Raw genomic sequence first — 18,851 nt, forward strand, 5'->3', positions numbered from 1 at the left:
TCCACCACCGACCATTCGAGATGATCGCCAGTTGAGCCTTAGTATATGCTAGAAACCTCAACCGGACAGCCGTGGGTCAAGCCCGGGCATGACGGGTAACTAATAGGCAGACCCGCCGAACCTCATCACCTGCCTCACACCCGACCACCCACCTCACGCGTCGAACATGATCACGCTGCGCAGCGTCTTGCCGGCCTTCATGTTGGCGAACCCTTCGTTGATCTCGGACAGCTTCAGCTTGGCGGAGATCCAGTCCTCCAGATGCAGCTTGCCGCGCAAATAGAATTCGACGAGACGGGGCATGTCGACGCGGAAGTGGTTCGAGCCCATCGACGAGCCCTGGATGCGGCGCTCGCGCAGGAAGTCGAAGCCGTGCAGCTCGATTTTCTGGCCGAATGGGATCATGCCGACGATGGTCGCGGTGCCGCCGGGCGCCAGCATCGCAAACGCCTGCTCGGCGGTCTCCTTGCGCCCGAGCACCTCGAAGGCGTGATGCACGCCGCCCTTGGTGAGCTCGCGCACCTGCCCCACGACGTCGCCCTCAGCGGGATTGATGATGTCAGTCGCACCCAGTTTCGTCGCAAGCTGCAGCTTGGCCGGATTGGTGTCGATGGCGATGATACGGCCCGCGCCCGCGATCTCGGCGCCGTTGATCGCAGCCATGCCGACGCCGCCGCAGCCGATCACGGCCACGGTCTCGCCGGCCTGCACCCGCGCCGTGTTGACGACGGCGCCATAGCCGGTGATGACGCCGCAGCCGATCAGCGCCGCGAGGTCGAGCGGCATGTCCGGGCGGATCTTCACGATCGCATTCTCGTGCACCAGCATCTGCTCGGCGAAGGACGAGAGGTTGAGAAACTGGTGCAGCTTCTCACTTCGTCCCCATGACAGCCGGTTGGAGGCGCCGGGCGGCATCTTCACCGTCGTATCGGTGCACAGCACCGGGCGGCCCGTCGTGCAGTTGTCGCAGGTGCCGCAGAACACGGACAAGCACGTGACGACATGATCGCCCGGCTTCACATAGGTTACGTCGGCGCCGACCTGCTCGACGATCCCAGCCGATTCATGGCCGAGCACGGCGGGCAGCGGATGCGGATACAGGCCTTCGATGAAGTGCAGGTCGGAATGGCAGAGACCGGCCACCGCCGTGCGGATGAGCACTTCCCGCGGCCCCGGCTTGGGCACACTGATGTCCTCGATCACCAGCGGCTTGTTGACCTCCGTCAGCACGGCGGCTTTCATTGGCGTTCTCCCGATCTTGTTTGTTGTTGGTCGCGGCAAGCCTACGCCGCTGACAGCAGTTCGCCAACCTCCTCCATATCAGCGGTACGTTCGCCGAGCAGCAGTGTCGCGATGGCATCATCCATCCTATTTTCCGCGAGCCGGAACGGATCGGACGGCGTCAGCCGGTGCGCGACGATGAGCTTCGCCAGCAACAGCCTGCGCGCGTCGCCGCGCATCGCGTGGATGCGCGCGCTTTCCCAGGTCGTCGAGACGGCGCTCGCCACGTGATACAGCAGGCTGGTGGCGCGGCGCGCTTCGGACTCATTGTCGGCGCGTCCAGCGACCTCGCGCGCAAAGCCGACGGCACGATCCACGAGTCGATGCAGCTGATCGCGCCAGGCCTGCGGCACGGCGGCGCTGTCGTCGAGCCGCGCATGCAGGTCGGCTGCCAGCGCGGCCTCCGCACCGTGCCGGCCCACGGCGCGCTTCAGCGCATCGAGCGCGACGATGTTGCCGGTGCCCTCCCAGATCGAGCCGAGATGGGCGTCGCGCAGCAGCCGCGCGGTGACGAACTCCTCGACATAGCCGATGCCGCCGCGCATCTCCATGGCATCGCCGCAGACCTTGCGCGCGTCGCGCGTGGCACGGAACTTCAATGTCGGCGTCAGGATGCGCAGCAGCGCCGCGGCCTCCTGGCTGCCGGCCTCGGCACGGTCGAGCGCGTCGGCGGTGAGGAAGCTCATCGACAGCGCCTGCTCGGTCGCGAGCAGGATCTTCATCAATTGCCGACGCCCGAGCGGCAGGTCGACGATGCGTTTTCCGAACACCACGCGGTTGCGCGCCACCGTGATCGCGTCGTGCCAGGCCCGCCGCATCAGCGCCGTCGACTTGACGCCGTTGGAGAGACGCGACGAGTTGACCATCTCGGCCATCTGCACGAAGCCGCGATCGAGCCGCCCGACCGCATAGGCGACGGCACCCTCCAGCTTGATCTCGCCCGAGGCCATCGAGCGCGTTCCGAGCTTGTCCTTCAGGCGCACGATCCGATAGTGGTTCTGGCTGCCGTCATCGAGGAAGCGCGGCATCAGGAACAGGCCGACGCCGCGCGTTCCCGCTTCGGCACCTTGCGGCCGCGCCAGCAGCATCACCACCTTCGCGTCGGCGTTGGAGCAGAACCACTTCTCGCCATGCAGGCGCCAATGGTCGCCCTCCGGGACGGCGACCGTCGTCAAAGTGCCGACATCGGAGCCGCCCTCCTTCTCGGTCATGAACTGGCCACCCTGGGTCAGCTTTCTCATGTCGGTCTGCGTCAGGCCATCGAGGTACTTGGCCTTGAGCCCGTCGCTGCCGAAGCTCGCCAGCAGCTTGGCGCAGCCATCGGTGACATTGATCGGACATCCCAGACCGAACTCCGCCTGGTTGAACAGGAAGGTGAAGGCGTGCTTTGCCGCGACGGGATATTTGCTCGGCCAGCCGAGAATGCCCTTGCGGATCGACATCGCATGAATGCCGAACTCGCCAAAGGCGGCGCGCTCCAGCTCGCGATACGCGGGATGATACTCGACCCACTGCACGTCGCGGCCGAAGCGGTCGCGCTGGTGCAGCACGGGGCCATGACGGTCAGCCAAGCGGGCGCATTCGTCGAGATAGGAGCCGGCGAGCTCGCCGAGACGGTCGAGATGCGGCACGAGGTGCCGAAACAGCGTCTCGGGCAGATGGATGCGCAGGAGATCGGCGAGCGCCGGATCGGCGCGATAGAAGTTCAGCCCCGTGGTATCGGGCGCCAGCAACTCCGGCCTCGCGCCGCCGGTCATCACGTCATCGCGTTTCAGGAACTGATGCATGATCGTTAAGCCCTCGTTCGTTTCCGCAAGTCTCTGATGGACTCTTCGACAGGTTGCGCCTGATGGGATACACAACAAGCAGCGGCGTGCGCCGAACCGGGAGCAGATCCATGACCAATCAGCCGACGGAGGTTTATCGCATCTTCGGGGCGGAGATGTCGCCCTATTCGGTCAAGGTGCGATCGTATCTGCGTTACAAGGGCATTCCGCATCAATGGATATTGCGCAATGCGGAAAGCGAGGCGGAGTTCGCGCGGCACGCCAAGCTGCCGATCATTCCGCTGGTGGTCGGCCCCGGCGAGGTGCCGATGCAGGATTCGACGCCGATCATCGACGCGCTGGAGCTCGACTTTCCGCAACCCACGATTCATCCCGGCGACGCGCTGACGAGCTTCATCTCGGCCTTGATCGAGGAGTTCGGCGACGAGTGGGGCAACAAGTGGATGTTCCATTATCGCTGGGCCCGCGATCTCGATCAGCGCGCCTCGGCCGGACGCATCGCCCGCATCCGCGCCCCCAGGGCGGACGAGGCCGAGTGCGGCAGAGTGGCGGATAAAGTCCGCGCCCGCATGGTCGAGCGGCTCTGGTATGTCGGCTCGAACGAGATCAACGCGCCGCAGATCGAGCAGGGCTTGGCCGAAATGCTCGACCTGCTCGAACGACATCTCTCGGTCAGGCCGTATCTGTTCGGCCACCGTCCGGCCTACGGCGATTTCGGACTGTGGGGCCAGCTCTACGAGCTGTGGACCGATCCGACCGCCGGCGCCCTGATCGAAGGCCGCGCGCCGCATGTGCTGGCCTGGATCCACCGCATGCTATGGCCGCGCGCCGAAGGCGAGTTCGAGCTGTGGCCGGAACTGTCACTGACCTTGATGCCGATCCTGACCCGCCAGGTCGGCGCGCTGTTCATGCCGTGGACGCTCGCCAACGAGCAGGCACTGGCGGAACAGCGCGACGTCTTCAGCGTGCAGCTGGGTGACTTCACGTGGACACAGAAGCCGCAGAAATATCATGCGCGCTCGTTGGCCATGCTCCGCGGCAAATACGCGTTCCTGCACGATCGCAGCCGACTCGACGTCGTGCTGGAGGAGATTGGTTGCCTCGCCGGATTGCAGCCGCGCCCCACCTGAGGGCGCGTGGCAAAAATGTGGGGACGAGCCGTAGGAAGTCGGCCGCCGGTGCATTAGCTTGATTCCTGCGGACGCTTTGGCCCAAGGACCTGCCCATGGATATCCCAGCCTACAAGATCGCCCTCATCGTCGGTGCCGGCGAAGGGCTCTCGGCCTCGCTGGCGCGGCTATTCGCGCGCGAGAAGATCCGCGTGGCGCTGGCTGCGCGCAAGATCGAGAAGCTCGGCGCGCTCTGCAACGAGACCGGCGCCCGCGCCTACCCCTGCGATGCGACCAATCCGGAGGAGGTCGAGCGGCTGTTCGGCATCGTCGAGCGCGAGATCGGCGCGCCTGATCTCGTGGTCTACAATGCCAGCGCGCGGGCGCGCGGAGCGCTCACCGATCTCGTGCCGGCCGACGTGCAGCAGTCGATTGCCGTCAGCGCCTTCGGCGGCTTCCTGGTGGCGCAGCAGGCGGCACAGCGCATGCTGCCGAACAAGCGCGGCGCCATCCTGTTCACCGGCGCCTCCGCCAGCGTGAAGGGCTACGCCCAGTCGGCGCCGTTCGCGATGGGCAAGTTCGCGCTGCGCGGCCTCGCCCAGAGCATGGCGCGCGAACTGTCGCCGCAGGGCATCCACGTCGCGCACTTCGTCATCGACGGCGGGATCAGGAGTGCGGCAAGGCAGGAGCCCGCCGAGCGCCCGGACTCGATGCTCGACCCGGACGCCATCGCTGCCAGCTATTGGAGCGTGCTTCAGCAGCCGCGCAGCGCCTGGAGCTGGGAGATCGAGCTCAGGCCGTGGGTGGAGATGTTTTGAGGCGCGGCGTAGTCATTCGATTGCCGATGCTCGCCTCAGAACGACTGTCATCGCCCGGCTTGACCGGGCGATCCAGTACGCGCAGCTCGCGGAGAGGAACGTGGACAGACCGCAGCGCATGGGATACCCCGCCTGCGGGTGGCATGACGGACGTCATATCATGAATGTGCTATGATGCGCGGCTCACGGTCCACTACTCTCAGGCCACCGCTTGGCGATTCCGTAGACCGGTGCCTCAGCTCCTTCTCGAACCGCACCAAGGTCCAGTCATCGGGATACTGGCGAAGATCGAAGCCGGACTTCCTGGCGAGCGCAATCATCACGTCGTTGGTACGCAGCGCGTCACCCGACAGCGTGACGCCGCCGAGCGCAACCGCACGGCGCTCGAGATTCGCGATCAGCGCCGGGCCGATGCCGTGGCCCTGCCAGCGGTCCTGCACCGACAGGCCGAACTCGACGCGGCCGGTATCGCGGTCGAGCGCGTAGCGCGCTTCGGCTACGATGCTCTCGACGCCGTCGTGATCCATCACGCCGATCAGGCTGTAACGGTCGTTGCGGCCGAGCGCGACGAAATCGTCGAGCACAGCCGGAGGCAGTTCGCTCAGCGCGCCGAGGAAACGCTTGTGACGCGAGCGCGGGCTCAAGGAGCGCACATAGGTCTGCAGCGCCTCGGCATCAGCCGATGTCACGAAGCGCAGCCGCACCTCCTCGCCACGCCGGGTGTGAATGGCGTTGGACGCGGCGGCGAAATCGGCAACGGCGGACGTCGGCATGACGGACTCCGGCGGAGATCAAATTGCCGGCGCCCTCCTTTGCGGAGCGGCGCCGGCGCGACGGGACGAGTGAGGGGCTCAACCCCGCCAGAACGGCTTGTCGATCTCGGCGGCGATATCGCTACGGGACAGGCCGAGGTCGTGCAGGTCGCGCTCCGACCATTGCGCCAGCTCGTGCCGTGTGCGGTAGCGGAGGCGCCAGGCGGCGAGCAGCTCGGCCACCCCCGACCAGAAGCCGGGAGTATGATGTTTCGTCATTGACGAGGAGACGTAGAATGACATGAAAGCCTCCTGTATTGCACTGAGCGTGCACTATCGGAGGCTTGCCTTTCATCTACAAACGACATTTACTACCGCTTCGGATGATATAACGTCATGTAAACGGGAGACCCTGAGTGACCCGGCTGCCGTCGCTGAATGGATTGCGGGCGTTCGAGGCCGCGGCGCGGCATCTGAGCTTCACCCGCGCGGCCTCCGAACTGAACGTGACGCAGACCGCGATCAGCCATCAGATCAAGCGCCTGGAGGATGAGCTCGGGCTGCGCCTTTTCGTCCGCCAGAACCGTAGCTTGGCGTTGACGCCGCAGGCCCGCGACTATCTCCCGCTGGTGCGGGCGGCGTTCGACGATCTCCGGCTGGCGACCGAGCGGCTGGTGCGCAAGGACAACGCCAAGGTGCTGACGGTCTCCACCATCGCCTCGCTGGCCGCCAAATGGCTGCTGCCGCGGCTGACGGCATTCCAGGAAGCCCATCCCGGCATCGACGTGCGGATCACGACCTCGACCACCCTGGTCGACTTCCGCAAGGACGACGTCGACGCTGCGATCCGCTATGGCCGCGGCCACTGGCCGGGCGTTCGGGCCGAATGGCTGATGGCCGACGAGCTGTTTCCGGTGTGCAGTCCGGCGCTGCTGCAGGGCGACAAGCCGCTACGCTGTCCGGAGGACCTCGCGCATCACACGCTGCTGCAGGCGAGCGGCGGCTATGACGACGACTGGCGGCTCTGGCTGACCGCGGCGGGTCTGCCGGTGGAGATGTCGAGGCAGGGCCGGCTGAGCTTCGACCTGTCGCTGATGACCGTCCAGGCTGCGATCGACGGGCTCGGCGTCGCGATCGGCCGCACAGCCTACGTCCAGGACGACATCGCCAAGGGCCGGCTGGTGGTGCCGTTCAAGATGGCGCTGCCGAGCGACGCCGGGTTCTATCTGGTGACCCCGGAGGGACGAACCGATCCGCCGAAGCTGAAGGCGTTCCGGCAATGGCTGAAGGATGCAACGCAGCAGAAGTCGGCCGCCGGCAATTCTGTTCAGGCCTAGGGCGCCTTGAGCGCAAAGCTATTGGCCGCCAGGGCCTGGTGTGGCAGATTGTCGCACCTTTCCCCTCGGCCGGCGTAGAAATCCTCCGCACGAGCCTCTCGACGGTAGGAGTTTCCCCGCGTGTCCTCAACGTCAATCCCGCAGCCGGCTACGATCCATTCGCGCATCGGCGCGATCCTGCGCGCCACCAGCGGCAATTTCCTCGAGCAGTTCGACTTCTTCCTGTTCGGGTTCTATGCCCCGATCATCGCCAAGGCGTTCTTCCCATCGGAGAACGAGACTGCATCTCTGCTCAATGCCTATGGCGTGTTCTGGCTCGGCGCCCTGATGCGGCCGGTCGGCGCGATCGTGCTCGGTGCCTATGTCGACAAGATCGGCCGGCGCCAGGGCCTGATCGTGACGCTCGGCATCATGGCGGTCGGCACCGTTGTCATCGCGTTCTGCCCGACCTATGCGACGATCGGCATCGCCGCCCCGATCATCGTGCTGCTCGGGCGGCTGTTGCAGGGGTTCTCGGCCGGCGTCGAGCTTGGCGGCGTGTCGGTCTATCTGTCCGAGATCTCCACGCCCGGCAATCGCGGCCTCTACACCTCGTTCCAGTCGTCCAGCCAGCAGGTCGCGATCTTCGTCGCGTCGGTCATCGGCTATGTGCTCAACCAGGCCATGCCGGCGGACATGGTGGCGGCCTGGGGCTGGCGCATCCCGTTCTTCATCGGTTGCCTGATCATTCCGCTGATCTTCTTCCTGCGCCGCACGCTGGAGGAGACGCCGGCCTTCCTCGCGATGAAGAAGCACCCGACCGCGCGCGAAGTGTTCGCCTCGGCGCTGGAGAACTGGCGCATCGTGATCCTCGGCATGATGATCGCGGTGCTGACCACGACGATGTTCTACTTCATCACCGTCTACGGTCCCGGTTTCGGCAAGGAGCTGAAGCTGTCGGCGGCGGATTCACTGCTCGTCACTTTGCTGGTCGCCGTAACCAACTTCTTATGGAATCCGGTTGGCGGCGCGGTGTCGGATCGGATCGGACGCAAGCCGGTGCTGGTGACCATCGCGGCTCTGGCGTTGCTGACCGCCTATCCCGCCTTGCACTGGCTCGCGGCGGCGCCGAGCTTCGGCAAGCTGCTCGCGGTCGAAATGCTGTTCTCGTTCTATTTCGGCGTCTACAGCGGCACCATGCTGGGCTGCCTGGTCGAGATCGTGCCTGCGCATGTCCGCACCACCTGCTTCTCGATCGCCTTTGCGCTGGCGGCTGGGCTGTTCGGCACCGCGACGCCGGCGGTCTCGACCTGGCTCATCAACAAGACCGGCGACAAGGCCTCGCCCGGCTACTGGCTGATGTGCGCCGCCGTGCTCGGTATCATCGCAGCGATGACCGTCTATCGCGGCGGCCGCCAGGCCGTCGCGGCGCGCGAGCCGGTCATTGCGTGATCGCTGCGAGGGGCAGCGCCTTCCTTGGCGCGCGCTTTCGGCGCATGATGGTGGGGAATGAACAGCAGCCGGCGGCAGCGGGTGTCGACGCTGCCGAAGGATGACCGCCATGCAGCACCTCATCGCTGTCGCCGAGAAGGTCGCGGCGCGGCTGATCGCCAACAAGCAGACCATTGCCGTTGCGGAGTCCTCCGCGGGCGGCCTGATCGCGGCGGCGCTGCTCGCGGTGCCCGGCGCCTCCGCCTATTTCCTCGGCGGCGCCGTGGTCTACACGCGCGACGCCCGCCGCGTGCTGATGGACATTCCGGACGAGGCGATGAAGGGCATTCGCTCGGCGTCGGAGCCTTATGCGGAGCTGCTGGCGCGGCAGATCAGGACACGCTTTGCGACCGATTGGGGCTTGTCGGAGACCGGCGCGGCCGGCCCGACCGGTAACCGCTATGGCGACGCCGCTGGCCATGCCTGTTTCGCGGTGGCCGGCCCCGCGACCGCTGTGGTCACCCTGGAGAGCGGCCGCAGCGACCGCTGCGCCAACATGCAGCTGTTCGCGCAGAGCGCGCTGGAGCTGTTGCTGACGAAGCTCGACCAATAAAATCGGTGTCGTCCCGGGCAAGCCCGAGGACGCGAAGCGTCAGCGGGCGCCGACCCGGGACCCATACCGCGTGATATCTCTTGGGGCAGGCCGCACGTTGAGCCTTCGGACAAACCAATATTCGCCGGTGGTTATGGATCCCCGCGTTCGCGGGGATGACACTGAGTTTGGGGCGCGACCAGTGGCCCTCGCGAACAAGGAGAGGGCCGTCACTTCTCCCGGAACGCACGCATCAGCTGGTCGTGCAGCGGCTTCATCAGGTAGGAGATCACGGTGCGGTCGCCGGTCTGGACGAAGGCTTCGACCGGCATGCCCGGAATCAGCTTGACGTCGCCGAGCCGGGCGATCTCCTCCGGCGGCATCGAGACGCGGATGGTGTAATAGCTCTGGCCGGTGCGCTGGTCGGTGGTGACGTCGGGCGAGACGCGGCTGACGACGCCGTTCAATTCGGGCGTGGTGCGCTGGTTAAAGGCGGAGAGCCGCAGCAGCGTCTTCTGGCCGACCTGCAGCTTGTCGATGTCCTGCGGATTGACCTTGGCCTCGACCTGGAGGTCGTCGCTCTGCGGCACGATCAGCATGATGGTGTCACCGGCGGTGATGACGCCGCCAACGGTATGCACGGAGGACTGCAGCACCATGCCGTCCTGCGGCGCGCGGATGTCGACGCGGCGGAGCTGGTCCTCGGCGGTGACCTTGCGCTCGACGAACTCTCCGATCTTGTCGGTGGTCTCGCGCAGATCCTTGGACACCTCGCTGACCATGTCCTTGTCGACCTGGATGATCTGCAGCTCGGTCTCGCTGATCTTGCCCTTGGCCTGCGCCCGCGCCGCGATGAATTGCGCGCGCTCGCCGTTGAGGCGGGCGGCGTCGCGCTCCAGCGTCGTCAGCCGCGACAGCTGCACCAGATGCTGCTCATAGAGCTGGCGCACGCCGTCGAGCTCCTTCTGCACCAGCGCGATCTCCTGGTCCTTGGCACTGACCTGCGCCGAGAGGCCCTCGATCTCCTCGTTCAGCTGGGTGACGCGCTCGCGCAATTGCGCTTTCTGGCCGATGCGGCCGTTGACGCGGACCTCGAACAGCTTGGTCTCGCTCGCCGTCAGGCTCTTGACCTCGGGATCGCTCATGCGCTGCAGCAACTGCGGCGGAAACAGGATCTTGGCCCAGCCCCGCTGCTCGGCCTCGAGCCGGGCGGCGCGCGCCTGCAACGCATCGAGATTCTTGGTGACGATGGCGAGACTCGCCTTGGTCACGGTGTCGTCGAGCCGCACCACGATGTCGCCGGACTTGACGACGTCGCCGTCACGCGCCCGGAGCTCGCCGACCACGCCGCCGGTCGGATGCTGCACCTTCTTGACGTTGGATTCGACCACGATCTGGCCCGGCGCGATCAGCGCGCCGGAGATCTGCTGCGTCGCGGCCCAGCCGCCGAGCCCGCCGGCGACTGCAACGACGACGCCCATGCCGACCAGCAGGTGGCGCCGGATCGACTCGCGCACGCTCTCCGGCTTGCGCGCCCTCGGAAGAGGACCAGCGACGACCTGACTGCTCATGACTTCGTCACTCCGGCCTCCGAGACGATCTTGATCGGTGCCGGCGGGCGCGGCTGAAGCACCTGCGCCAGCACCGTCTCCTTCGGACCGAAGGCCTGCGCGCGGCCGTCCTTCATGACCAGGACCTGATCGACCGCCTCGATGCCGATCGGCCGGTGTGCGACGATGACCACGATCGCGCCGCGCGCCCGCGCCGAGCGCACCGCGCGCGACAGCGCCTCGTCGCCTTCGGTGTCGAGATTGGAGTTGGGCTCGTCGAGCACGATCAGGAACGGGTTGCCATAGAGCGCGCGCGCCAACGCCACGCGCTGCGCCTGGCCCGCCGAGAGCGCGGCACCCTGCTCGCCGATCTCTGTATCGTAGCCGTCGCGCATCTTGATGATCATGTCGTGCACGCCGGCCTCCTTGGCGGCGGCGATGATGCCGTCAGCGGAGGCTTTCGGATCGAAGCGGCAGATGTTCTGCGCCACGGTGCCGCCGAACAGCTCGACATCCTGCGGCAGATAGCCGATGTGGCGGCCGAGCTCGTCCGTCGACCATTGGTCGAGCGCCGCGCCGTCGAGCCGGACATGGCCGCGCACCGGACGCCAGACGCCGACCAGCGCGCGGACCAGCGACGACTTGCCCGACGCGCTCGGGCCGATGATGCCAAGGCCGTTGCCGGCGGACAGCGCGAAGCTCACGTCCTGCACGATCGCCTTCTGATCGCCGGGCGCGACGATCGAGATGGCCTCGACCAAGAGCTTGCCGACCGGCGGCTGCAGCAGGGTCGGCGCCGGTCGCTGCGGCATCGTCTGCAACAGATGGCTGAGACGGCGCCAGCTCTGACGCGCGGCAACGAAGCTCTTCCAATGCGCGATCGCGAGATCGACCGGCGCCAGCGCCCGCGCGCTCAGGATCGAGCCGGCGATGATGATGCCCGCGGTCGCCTCCTGATGGATCACGAGATAGGCGCCGACCGCGAGCACCGCGGACTGCAGCATCATGCGCAGCACCTTGGCGATGGCGCCGAGACCGCCGGCGACGTCGCCGGCGCGCTGGTTGCCGGCGAGATACTTTTCGTTGGTCTCGCTCCAGCGAGACAGCATGCGCCCGGTCATGCCCATCGCGACCAGCACCTCCGCGTTGCGCCGGCTTGCGGTGGCGAGATCATTGCGGCGGGCGGCGAGCCCCATCGCCTCCTTGGCGGGAGTGCGGGTGAGGAATTCGGTGATCAGCGTCAGGGTGACGAGGATGATGGCGCCGGCCAGCGCGGTGACGCCGAGCATCACGTGAAAGGCGAAGCAGATCGCCAGATACAGCGGCAGCCACGGCAGATCGAAGAACGCGCCCGGCCCCTGGCTGCCGAGAAAGCTCCTGATGTTGTCGAGGTCGCGCAACGGCTGCAGCCCTTCGTTGCGACCGCCGGCCGCCAGCGGCAACCGCACCACGGTGTCGAACACCCGCGCGTTCAGGCTCTCATCCAGGGCGGTGCCGATGCGGCCGAGAATACGGCTACGGATCATGTCGAGCGCGCCCTGGGCGGCGTAAAGCCCGGCGGCGATGATGATCAGGCCGATCAAGGTCGGCACGGACCGGCTGGGCAGCACCCGGTCGTAGACCTCGAGCATGAAGATCGAGCCGGTGAGGTAGAGCAGGTTGATGATGCAGCTCATCGCCCCAACGCCGATGAAGGCGCTGCGGCAACCGCGCAAGGCATCGCTGAGCTCGGATTGCCTCACGTGAGGTGCCGCCATCACCACCATCTCTTCAATTGATCAAATGAGCTGCATGACCGCCGATCAAAAGCACAAACTGGCGGCAAACAAGGCGAAATATACTGATTCCTGCGGTGAGCGTCCAACGATGCTCACTTTAGCGTAAATTAGCTATGTGCTTGGGTATGTCGCGTGGCGCAGTGCAAACGTTCAGCCGCGCCGGATCGCAAGCCCTAGAGCCGCCCGCCGGTCCGCACCAGCCGCACCACCAGCAGAAGAATGATGGCGCCGAGCGCGGAATAGACGATTTCCGACACGAGGCCGGTCCCGATCCGGACGCCAAGCCGCGGGAAGATCAGGCTCGCGACCAAAGCGCCGAGCACGCCGATCACGATGTCGCCGACCAGCCCGAAGCCGGTGCCGCGCACGATCTTGCCCGCGAGCCAGCCTGCAACCAGGCCAACGAACAGAATGACCAGGATACCTTCGTTCGATACGTGCATGGCGCGTCCTCATCCGGCGCGGACGATCGGTCCACGCGTGACGGCACCTTAACGAGGCCGCCGCGACGCTTCGACACGCGATGCGCGGTTTCGGCCGGTGAGTAGCGCGTTTCGGGCGAACCGTTACGTTGCCGCCACACTTGCCGGCGCCTCGGCCAGGATACAGCGCGCCAGCCGCTGCGGCCCGAGCGCAATGTTCGGCGGCATCGCCTCCGAGCAGCGCGGCTGCGCCAGGCTGCAGCGCGGTGCGAACGAGCAGCTCCGCGGCGCCCGGTCGAGCGAGGGTGGCGTGCCGGGAATGGTCTGCAGCCGCTCGCCGCGCCTGGCACCGTGGATCGTCGAAGCCAGCAGGCCGCGCGCGTAGGGATGCATGGGTTGGCGCACGATCTCGCGCAAGCTGCCCTGCTCCACGATCTCTCCGGCATACATCACGGCGAGGCGGTCGCAGATCTCGATCGCGACGCCGATGTCGTGGGTGACGAAGATGACGGACATGCCAAACTCGCGCTGCAGTTCGCGCAGCAGCAGCAGGATCTGGATCTGCACGGTGGCGTCGAGTGCGGTGGTGGGCTCGTCCGCCAGCAGCACTTTCGGCCGGCACGCCAGCGCCAGCGCGATCATCGCCCGCTGGCGCATGCCGCCGGACATCTCGTGCGGATAGGACTCCAGGCGACGCTTCGCCGAGGGAATCCTGACGACGTCGAGCATCTCCAGCGCCCGCGCCTGCGCTTCTGCAAAACTCTTGCCCTCGTGCCGCATGACGGTCTCGGCGATCTGCCGGCCGATGGTATAGACCGGATCGAGCGCAAGTCCCGGCTCCTGGAAGATCATCGACACGGAGCGGCCGCGAAACTGCGACAGCTCCTCGTCGTTCATCGCCAGCACGTCGCGGCCCAGCACCTTGACACTGCCGGAGATCTGCGTCCGCTTGTTCGGCAACAGCCGCATCAGCGCCCGCATGGTCACGCTCTTGCCCGAACCGGACTCGCCGAGCAGGCCGAGCACCTCGCCGTCGCCGAGCGACAGGCTGACGTCGTTCACCGCATGCACGGTGCGCTCGCCGGTGAAGCGGATGGTGAGATTTTTGATCTCGACGAGGTTGGTCATGGCGAAGCTATCTCACCTTGCCGTCAGGAACGCCGTGGCCAATTGCGAAGTGAGCTGCCACCTCCCCTGGAGGGGGAGGGTCGGCTCGCATGAAGCGCTGCGGAATGCGAGACGGGGTGGGGTGACAGCCCCTCCATTGACTCGCTCCCAAGGGGAGAGACCGTCACCCCACCCCGATTGCGCATGCCATGCGCAATCGACCCTCCCCCTCCAGGGGAGGGTGAGATCGTCGGACGGTATGCACAGGTCTCCCTCATGGCAGCGTCGGCACCCTGGCGTGGAAATCAGTCGCGCGCTGGAAGGCGGCGCCGATGGTCAGGATCGTAGCCTCATCGAACGAGCGGCCGATCAGTTGCATGCCGACCGGAAGACCCGTCGACGTGAAGCCGGTCGGGATCGCCAGCGATGGCAGGCCGAGATAGTTCACCGGGCGGGTGAAGCGGGTGATGCGCTGGATCACGGCCTCCGCACCCGGCGCGCCGCCAACGTCGCTCTCGACGATCGAAGGTGTCACCAGCGGCGACACCGGTGCGACCACCGCATCGACGCCTGACGTCGCTGCGACATGCGCCGCCAGGGCCGCACCGCGCCAGCGCAGCGCTTCGAGATAGGTCACACCGGAAACGGCCAGCGCGTTCTGCAGCCGCATCAGCACCTGCGGGCCATAGTCCTGCGGACGCTCGATCATCCAGCGCTTGTGGAAGGCGGCCGCCTCGACCGCGAGCACAAGCTGGCAGGCTGCGGTGAGCTGGCGCTGGTCCGGCAGCTCGACCTGCACGACATCGGCGCCCTCGGTCTTCAGGACCGCGATCGTCGCATCGAGACAGCGCGCCACCTCAGGATCGAGGTCGTCGACATAGAACGCCTTGGGCACGCCGATCCTGAGACCCTTGATCGAGGCCTGGGTGGCCGCGACATAGTCCGGCACGGGCGCGGCGCTGGCGGTCGGATCCTCGGGATCAGGACCAGCCATCAGCCCGAGCAGCAACGCGCAATCCTCGGCAGTCTGAGCAAGAGGTCCGACCGTGTCGAGCGACTGCGACAGCGGCATCGCACCGGCGCGGCTGACGCGGCCCCAGGTGACCTTCAGGCCGGTGACGCCGCAGAAATTCGCGGGCATGCGGATCGAGCCGCCGGTGTCGGAGCCGAGCGCCGCAAAGGTGAGACGCGCGCCGACCGCCGAGCCGGAGCCGGACGACGAGCCGCCGGTGACGTAGCCGAGCTTCCAGGGATTGTGCACCGGACCGTAATGCGCGTTGTGGCCGGTCGGGCCATAGGCGAACTCGGCCATCTGCAAGGTGCCGAGCCGGATCGATCCGGCATCCTTCAGCCGCTGCAGCGCGGTCGACGTCGTCGTCGCCACGAAGTCGCGCCGGATCAGCGAGCCGCAGGTCGAGATGTGGCCGGCCTCGTAGTACATGTCCTTGTGGGCGAGCGGCACGCCATGCAGCGGGCCCTTCTGGCCGTCCTTGGCCAGGGCGGAATCGGCCTCGGCGGCCGCCTTCAACGCCGGCTCGGACTCGATCGCCATGAAGGCGTTCAGCTTCGGCTGCCACTGCGCGATGCGGTGCAGGCAGGAGCGCGTCACCTCGACCGAAGAGAGCTTCCTGTCCGCGATCGCCTTCGCGACGTCGGTCAGGGTCATCAAGGCAGGTTCGGTGCTCATCGACCCACCTTCAGCGTCTGCGCCACGACGTAGCTCGCAGGCTCCAGGTCGAACGGCAGGGTGCCGGCGACCGCGGCGAAGTTGTCGAAGGCCGGTCCGATCGAGTCGGCGATGCGGGTCGCAACCTCCTTGTCGACGGGCAGCCCGGAGGCCTCCGCGATGGCACTGACTTGCTGGGGCGTGGGTCTGGTCATTCCGCTTCTCGCTGCTGGTGTCTGCCCTTCAGGCGGCCGGCGCACGGCTGTGTCCCGAACCTGATATCGCCATGTGGCAGGCGGCCTGATGGCCCATTGTATCCAGCTCCGTCAATCTTGGCGCGACATTCGAGCAGAGCACCTCCGCGAACGGACAGCGGGTATGAAACCGGCAGCCGGCCGGCGGATCGATCGGGTTCGGCGGATCGCCCGAGAGCGGCGGCGTCTCGGTGCGCCGGTCCGGATCGGATGACGGCATCGCCGCCAGCAGCGCCCGCGTATAGGGGTGCGCCGGCCTGGCCCAGACCTGCTCGACCGGGCCGAGCTCGACGACCTCGCCGAGATACATCACCAATACGCGATCGGAGATGTAGTTGATGACGTTGAGGTCGTGGCTGATGAACAGATAGGTCAGGCCGAACTCGCGCTTCAGGTCCATCAGCAGGTTCAGCACCTGCGCCTCGACCGATTTGTCGAGCGCCGACACCGCCTCGTCGAGGATCACCAGGCGCGGCGACAGCGCGAGCGCGCGGGCGATGTTGACGCGCTGGCGCTGACCACCGGAGATCTCGTGCGGATAACGGTTGGCGAAGGTTTCGGGCCTCAGGCCGACCTTGCCGAGCAGCTCGCGGGCGAGCGCCCGTGCCGCGATGTCGGTCATGCCGTGCACCTTCGGCCCGAACGCGATCGACTCCTCGATCGTCAGCCGCGGATTGAGCGAGGCATAGGAATCCTGGAACACCATCTGCATGCCGCGACGCAGCTCGCGCAGTGACATCTCATGCCCGACCTGGCGGCCGTCGAAGATGATCTCGCCGGCATCCCGCTCCATCAGGTGCATCAAGAGCCGCGCCGTCGTCGACTTGCCGCAGCCGGATTCGCCGACGATGCCGACGGTCTCGCCCTTGCCGATGGCAAACGAGACATCGTCGACCGCGCGCACCGTCTTGCGCGCACCGAACAGCCCGCCACGGACGGGGAAGTGTTTCGTCAGACGATCGACCCGCAGCAGCGGCTGCGCCTTGCCGCCGAGGTCCTCGATCGGCTCCAGGCCGGTGACTGCCGTTGCTTCACTCATGATCATCAGCTCCGGATGTCCATGGCGCTGCGCAGGCCGTCGCTGAGCAGGTTGAAGCAGATGGAGACAGCAAAAATCATCACGCCCGGCAGCGCCGCCACCCACGGATTGACGTAGATCGCGGTGCGGAGCGTGTTCAGCATCAGGCCCCATTCCGGCTCCGGCGGCTTGGTGCCGAGACCAAGGAACGAGAGGCCCGCAGCGAGGATCATCGATACCGAGATCAGGCCGGTGGCGTAGACGAAGATCGGCCCGAGCACGTTGCCGAGCATGTGCGCGCGCATGATCGTGAACGATGAGGCACCGGAGGCCCGCGCCGCCTCGACGAAATCGCGGTTGCGCACACCCGTGGTGACGCTCTCGGCGACGCGGGTGATCTGCGGCACGAACACGATGGTCAAGGAGACGATGGAGTTGGTGATGCCGGCGCCGAGCGCGCCCGAGATCGCGATCGCCAGCAGCACCGAGGGGAAGGCGTAGAACACGTCGATGGTGCGCATGATCGCGGTGTTGACCCAGCCGCCGACATAGCCGGCGACGAGGCCGAGCAGCGTGCCGATGCCGAAGGCGAGGATCACCGGCGAGATGCCGATCAGCAGCGACAGCCGGCCGCCATAGATCAGCCGCGCCAGCATGTCGCGTCCGAGCTCGTCGGTGCCGAGCGGATAGCTCGGCGTGCCGATGTGGCGCAGGCGGCGGATCATCGAGCCCTGATAGGGATCGGCCAAATGCAGATAGGGCGCGAGCAGCGCCGACAGAAAGATCAGCATCAGGACCGCGACGCAGACCATGCTGACCTTGTCCCTGACGATGCGGCGGCCGACCGTCGCCCAATAGCCGCGCGCGTTCGCCACCGACGCGGCCTGCAGAGAGGCGTCGTTCATCGTGCTCGTGGGACTGACGCTCACCGCACTAGCCTCGCTTGATGCGCGGATCGATCGCGGCCTGCGCGATGTCGACCACGAGGTTGAGGATGACGAAGAACATCGCGAGCACCAGGATCGTGCCCTGCAAGAGCGGCAGATCGCGCTGGAAGATCGCCGAGTTCAACAACAGCCCAGAGCCGGGCCAGGAGAACACGGTCTCGATCAGGATCGAGCCGCCGAGCATGTAGCCGAGCTGCAGCCCCATGATCGCCAGCGCCGTCGGTGCGGCATTCTTCAGCACATGGCGGAACACATGGGTCTCGCGCAGCCCCTTGGCGCGCAGCGCCTCGACGAAATCCTGGCTCAGGATGTCGCCCGTCAGCGCGCGCACGGTGCGGGTGATGATGCCCATCGGGATCACCGACGTGGTGATCGCCGGCAATATGAGGAAGCGGATATGCGCCCAGTCCCATGACCACGCGCCCGAGCCGGACGGACCCGCGCCCACCGCGGGCAGCCAGTTCAGCTCGACCGAGAAGATGATCACCAGGACCATGCCGAGCCAGTAATGCGGCACCGAGACGCCGGCGATCGCGATCGAGGTCGCGACCTTGTCGATCCAACTATCGCGGAAATAACCGGCGACGAGGCCGAAGAACAGGCCGAGCGAGAAGCCGATGATGGCGGCGGCGATTGCGAGCGTCACGGTGTTGGAGACCGCGCGCAGCACCTCGGCGAGCACGGGACGGCCGGTGGCGATGGAGTTGCCGAGGTCGCCATTGACCGCGCGCCACAGCCACAATCCGAACTGCACCGGCAGCGGCTTGTCGAAGCCATAGGCGACGCGGAGCTGCTGCGCGAGCTCCTGCGACGCGTCGGCTGGCAGCACCGCGACCAGGGGATCACCGGGCGTGATGTGAACGAGCATGAAGCAGACGAGCGCGACGCCGATGATGATCGGAATCGCATAGACCATCCGCCTGGCAGCATAAGAGAGCACGAGTCACCTGGTTTCTTCCTTCACCCATACGGGAGAAGGTGGTGATGGAAAACTCCCCTCCCCCTTGCGGGGAGGGGTCGGGG

At 66.5% G+C, this 18,851-nt stretch carries 18 protein-coding genes; 5 read left to right on the forward strand and 13 right to left on the reverse strand.

The annotated features are described in order from the left end of the window. Nucleotides 1-153 precede the first annotated feature (153 nt). Both QW868_RS31740 and QW868_RS31745 read right to left on the reverse strand, forming a co-directional pair. Complete coding sequence (locus tag QW868_RS31740) at nucleotides 154-1,242, reverse strand: Zn-dependent alcohol dehydrogenase (RefSeq protein WP_316232387.1); 1,089 nt, start codon at nucleotides 1,240-1,242, stop codon at nucleotides 154-156. Between the two features lie 41 nt (nucleotides 1,243-1,283). Further along, nucleotides 1,284-3,068 (reverse strand): acyl-CoA dehydrogenase family protein, encoded by a 1,785-nt coding sequence (locus QW868_RS31745; RefSeq protein WP_316232388.1) that lies wholly within the window; start codon nucleotides 3,066-3,068, stop codon nucleotides 1,284-1,286. 110 nt (nucleotides 3,069-3,178) lie between these two features. On the opposite strand from QW868_RS31745, the gene QW868_RS31750 reads away from it, so the two are divergent. Further along, nucleotides 3,179-4,198, forward strand: a complete 1,020-nt coding sequence (locus QW868_RS31750; protein WP_316232389.1) for a glutathione S-transferase family protein — start codon at nucleotides 3,179-3,181, stop codon at nucleotides 4,196-4,198. A gap of 95 nt (nucleotides 4,199-4,293) precedes the next feature. Then, on the forward strand, nucleotides 4,294-4,995 hold the full coding sequence (locus tag QW868_RS31755; RefSeq protein ID WP_316232390.1) for an SDR family NAD(P)-dependent oxidoreductase: 702 nt from the start codon (nucleotides 4,294-4,296) through the stop codon (nucleotides 4,993-4,995). A gap of 158 nt (nucleotides 4,996-5,153) precedes the next feature. Here the strand turns inward: QW868_RS31755 and QW868_RS31760 are convergent, their stop codons facing one another. Further along, nucleotides 5,154-5,768 carry a GNAT family N-acetyltransferase gene (locus QW868_RS31760; RefSeq protein ID WP_315775539.1) on the reverse strand — a complete coding sequence of 205 codons (615 nt, stop codon included), beginning with the start codon at nucleotides 5,766-5,768 and terminating at the stop codon, nucleotides 5,154-5,156. Nucleotides 5,769-5,846: 78 nt separating this feature from the next. Further along, entirely contained in the window at nucleotides 5,847-6,050 is a 204-nt protein-coding gene (locus tag QW868_RS31765) for a DUF1127 domain-containing protein (protein ID WP_315734806.1), read from the reverse strand. Nucleotides 6,051-6,163: 113 nt separating this feature from the next. On the opposite strand from QW868_RS31765, the gene QW868_RS31770 reads away from it, so the two are divergent. From QW868_RS31770 to QW868_RS31780, 3 genes are all read left to right on the forward strand, one after another. Then, complete coding sequence (locus tag QW868_RS31770) at nucleotides 6,164-7,084, forward strand: transcriptional regulator GcvA (RefSeq protein WP_315734808.1); 921 nt, start codon at nucleotides 6,164-6,166, stop codon at nucleotides 7,082-7,084. A gap of 120 nt (nucleotides 7,085-7,204) precedes the next feature. Then, a complete protein-coding gene (locus QW868_RS31775) occupies nucleotides 7,205-8,515 on the forward strand; it encodes an MFS transporter (protein ID WP_315775542.1) in 1,311 nt (436 codons plus the stop codon). 109 nt (nucleotides 8,516-8,624) lie between these two features. Further along, nucleotides 8,625-9,107 carry a CinA family protein gene (locus QW868_RS31780; protein WP_316232391.1) on the forward strand — a complete coding sequence of 161 codons (483 nt, stop codon included), beginning with the start codon at nucleotides 8,625-8,627 and terminating at the stop codon, nucleotides 9,105-9,107. 209 nt (nucleotides 9,108-9,316) lie between these two features. On the opposite strand, the gene QW868_RS31785 is transcribed toward QW868_RS31780, so the two are convergent. From QW868_RS31785 to QW868_RS31825, 9 genes are all read right to left on the reverse strand, one after another. Beyond that, nucleotides 9,317-10,657, reverse strand: coding sequence for an HlyD family type I secretion periplasmic adaptor subunit (locus QW868_RS31785; RefSeq protein ID WP_315753615.1), 1,341 nt, complete (start codon nucleotides 10,655-10,657; stop codon nucleotides 9,317-9,319). Beyond that, nucleotides 10,654-12,402, reverse strand: coding sequence for a type I secretion system permease/ATPase (locus tag QW868_RS31790; protein ID WP_316232392.1), 1,749 nt, complete (start codon nucleotides 12,400-12,402; stop codon nucleotides 10,654-10,656). The genes QW868_RS31785 and QW868_RS31790 overlap by 4 nt, the downstream gene beginning before the upstream one ends. 185 nt (nucleotides 12,403-12,587) lie before the next feature. Further along, nucleotides 12,588-12,857, reverse strand: a complete 270-nt coding sequence (locus QW868_RS31795) for a GlsB/YeaQ/YmgE family stress response membrane protein (RefSeq protein ID WP_315713716.1) — start codon at nucleotides 12,855-12,857, stop codon at nucleotides 12,588-12,590. A 123-nt stretch (nucleotides 12,858-12,980) separates the two neighbouring features. Further along, a complete protein-coding gene (locus QW868_RS31800; RefSeq protein ID WP_316232393.1) occupies nucleotides 12,981-13,964 on the reverse strand; it encodes an ABC transporter ATP-binding protein in 984 nt (327 codons plus the stop codon). Between the two features lie 253 nt (nucleotides 13,965-14,217). Further along, the gene (locus tag QW868_RS31805; protein ID WP_316232394.1) at nucleotides 14,218-15,630 is read right to left on the reverse strand and encodes an amidase; all 1,413 of its coding nucleotides are present in this window, start codon (nucleotides 15,628-15,630) and stop codon (nucleotides 14,218-14,220) included. Further along, nucleotides 15,627-15,824, reverse strand: coding sequence for a hypothetical protein (locus QW868_RS31810; RefSeq protein ID WP_006611297.1), 198 nt, complete (start codon nucleotides 15,822-15,824; stop codon nucleotides 15,627-15,629). Before QW868_RS31810 ends, QW868_RS31805 begins: the two co-directional genes overlap by 4 nt. A gap of 28 nt (nucleotides 15,825-15,852) precedes the next feature. Beyond that, nucleotides 15,853-16,902: an oligopeptide/dipeptide ABC transporter ATP-binding protein gene (locus QW868_RS31815; protein ID WP_316232395.1), complete on the reverse strand. Its 1,050-nt coding sequence runs from the start codon at nucleotides 16,900-16,902 to the stop codon at nucleotides 15,853-15,855. A gap of 5 nt (nucleotides 16,903-16,907) precedes the next feature. Continuing rightward, complete coding sequence (locus QW868_RS31820) at nucleotides 16,908-17,786, reverse strand: ABC transporter permease (RefSeq protein WP_316232396.1); 879 nt, start codon at nucleotides 17,784-17,786, stop codon at nucleotides 16,908-16,910. 28 nt (nucleotides 17,787-17,814) lie between these two features. After that, the gene (locus QW868_RS31825) at nucleotides 17,815-18,768 is read right to left on the reverse strand and encodes an ABC transporter permease (protein WP_316232397.1); all 954 of its coding nucleotides are present in this window, start codon (nucleotides 18,766-18,768) and stop codon (nucleotides 17,815-17,817) included. Nucleotides 18,769-18,851 lie beyond the last annotated feature (83 nt).

Origin of the sequence: Bradyrhizobium sp. SZCCHNR1051 (assembly GCF_032489615.1) — a bacterium.
Classification (GTDB): Bacteria; Pseudomonadota; Alphaproteobacteria; order Rhizobiales; family Xanthobacteraceae; genus Bradyrhizobium.

Excerpts from the sequence above, each read along its gene's own strand:
- QW868_RS31740 (WP_316232387.1), bottom strand. The coding sequence starts at position 1,242 with ATGAAAGCCGCCGTGCTGACGGAGGTCAACAAGCCGCTGGTGATCGAG.
- QW868_RS31750 (WP_316232389.1), top strand. The coding sequence starts at position 3,179 with ATGACCAATCAGCCGACGGAGGTTTATCGCATCTTCGGGGCGGAGATG.
- QW868_RS31805 (WP_316232394.1), bottom strand. The coding sequence starts at position 15,630 with ATGAGCACCGAACCTGCCTTGATGACCCTGACCGACGTCGCGAAGGCG.
- QW868_RS31765 (WP_315734806.1), bottom strand. The coding sequence starts at position 6,050 with ATGTCATTCTACGTCTCCTCGTCAATGACGAAACATCATACTCCCGGC.
- QW868_RS31810 (WP_006611297.1), bottom strand. The coding sequence starts at position 15,824 with ATGACCAGACCCACGCCCCAGCAAGTCAGTGCCATCGCGGAGGCCTCC.
- QW868_RS31785 (WP_315753615.1), bottom strand. The coding sequence starts at position 10,657 with ATGAGCAGTCAGGTCGTCGCTGGTCCTCTTCCGAGGGCGCGCAAGCCG.
- QW868_RS31790 (WP_316232392.1), bottom strand. The coding sequence starts at position 12,402 with ATGGTGGTGATGGCGGCACCTCACGTGAGGCAATCCGAGCTCAGCGAT.
- QW868_RS31820 (WP_316232396.1), bottom strand. The coding sequence starts at position 17,786 with ATGAACGACGCCTCTCTGCAGGCCGCGTCGGTGGCGAACGCGCGCGGC.
- QW868_RS31755 (WP_316232390.1), top strand. The coding sequence starts at position 4,294 with ATGGATATCCCAGCCTACAAGATCGCCCTCATCGTCGGTGCCGGCGAA.
- QW868_RS31760 (WP_315775539.1), bottom strand. The coding sequence starts at position 5,768 with ATGCCGACGTCCGCCGTTGCCGATTTCGCCGCCGCGTCCAACGCCATT.
- QW868_RS31795 (WP_315713716.1), bottom strand. The coding sequence starts at position 12,857 with ATGCACGTATCGAACGAAGGTATCCTGGTCATTCTGTTCGTTGGCCTG.
- QW868_RS31815 (WP_316232395.1), bottom strand. The coding sequence starts at position 16,902 with ATGAGTGAAGCAACGGCAGTCACCGGCCTGGAGCCGATCGAGGACCTC.
- QW868_RS31745 (WP_316232388.1), bottom strand. The coding sequence starts at position 3,068 with ATGCATCAGTTCCTGAAACGCGATGACGTGATGACCGGCGGCGCGAGG.
- QW868_RS31780 (WP_316232391.1), top strand. The coding sequence starts at position 8,625 with ATGCAGCACCTCATCGCTGTCGCCGAGAAGGTCGCGGCGCGGCTGATC.
- QW868_RS31800 (WP_316232393.1), bottom strand. The coding sequence starts at position 13,964 with ATGACCAACCTCGTCGAGATCAAAAATCTCACCATCCGCTTCACCGGC.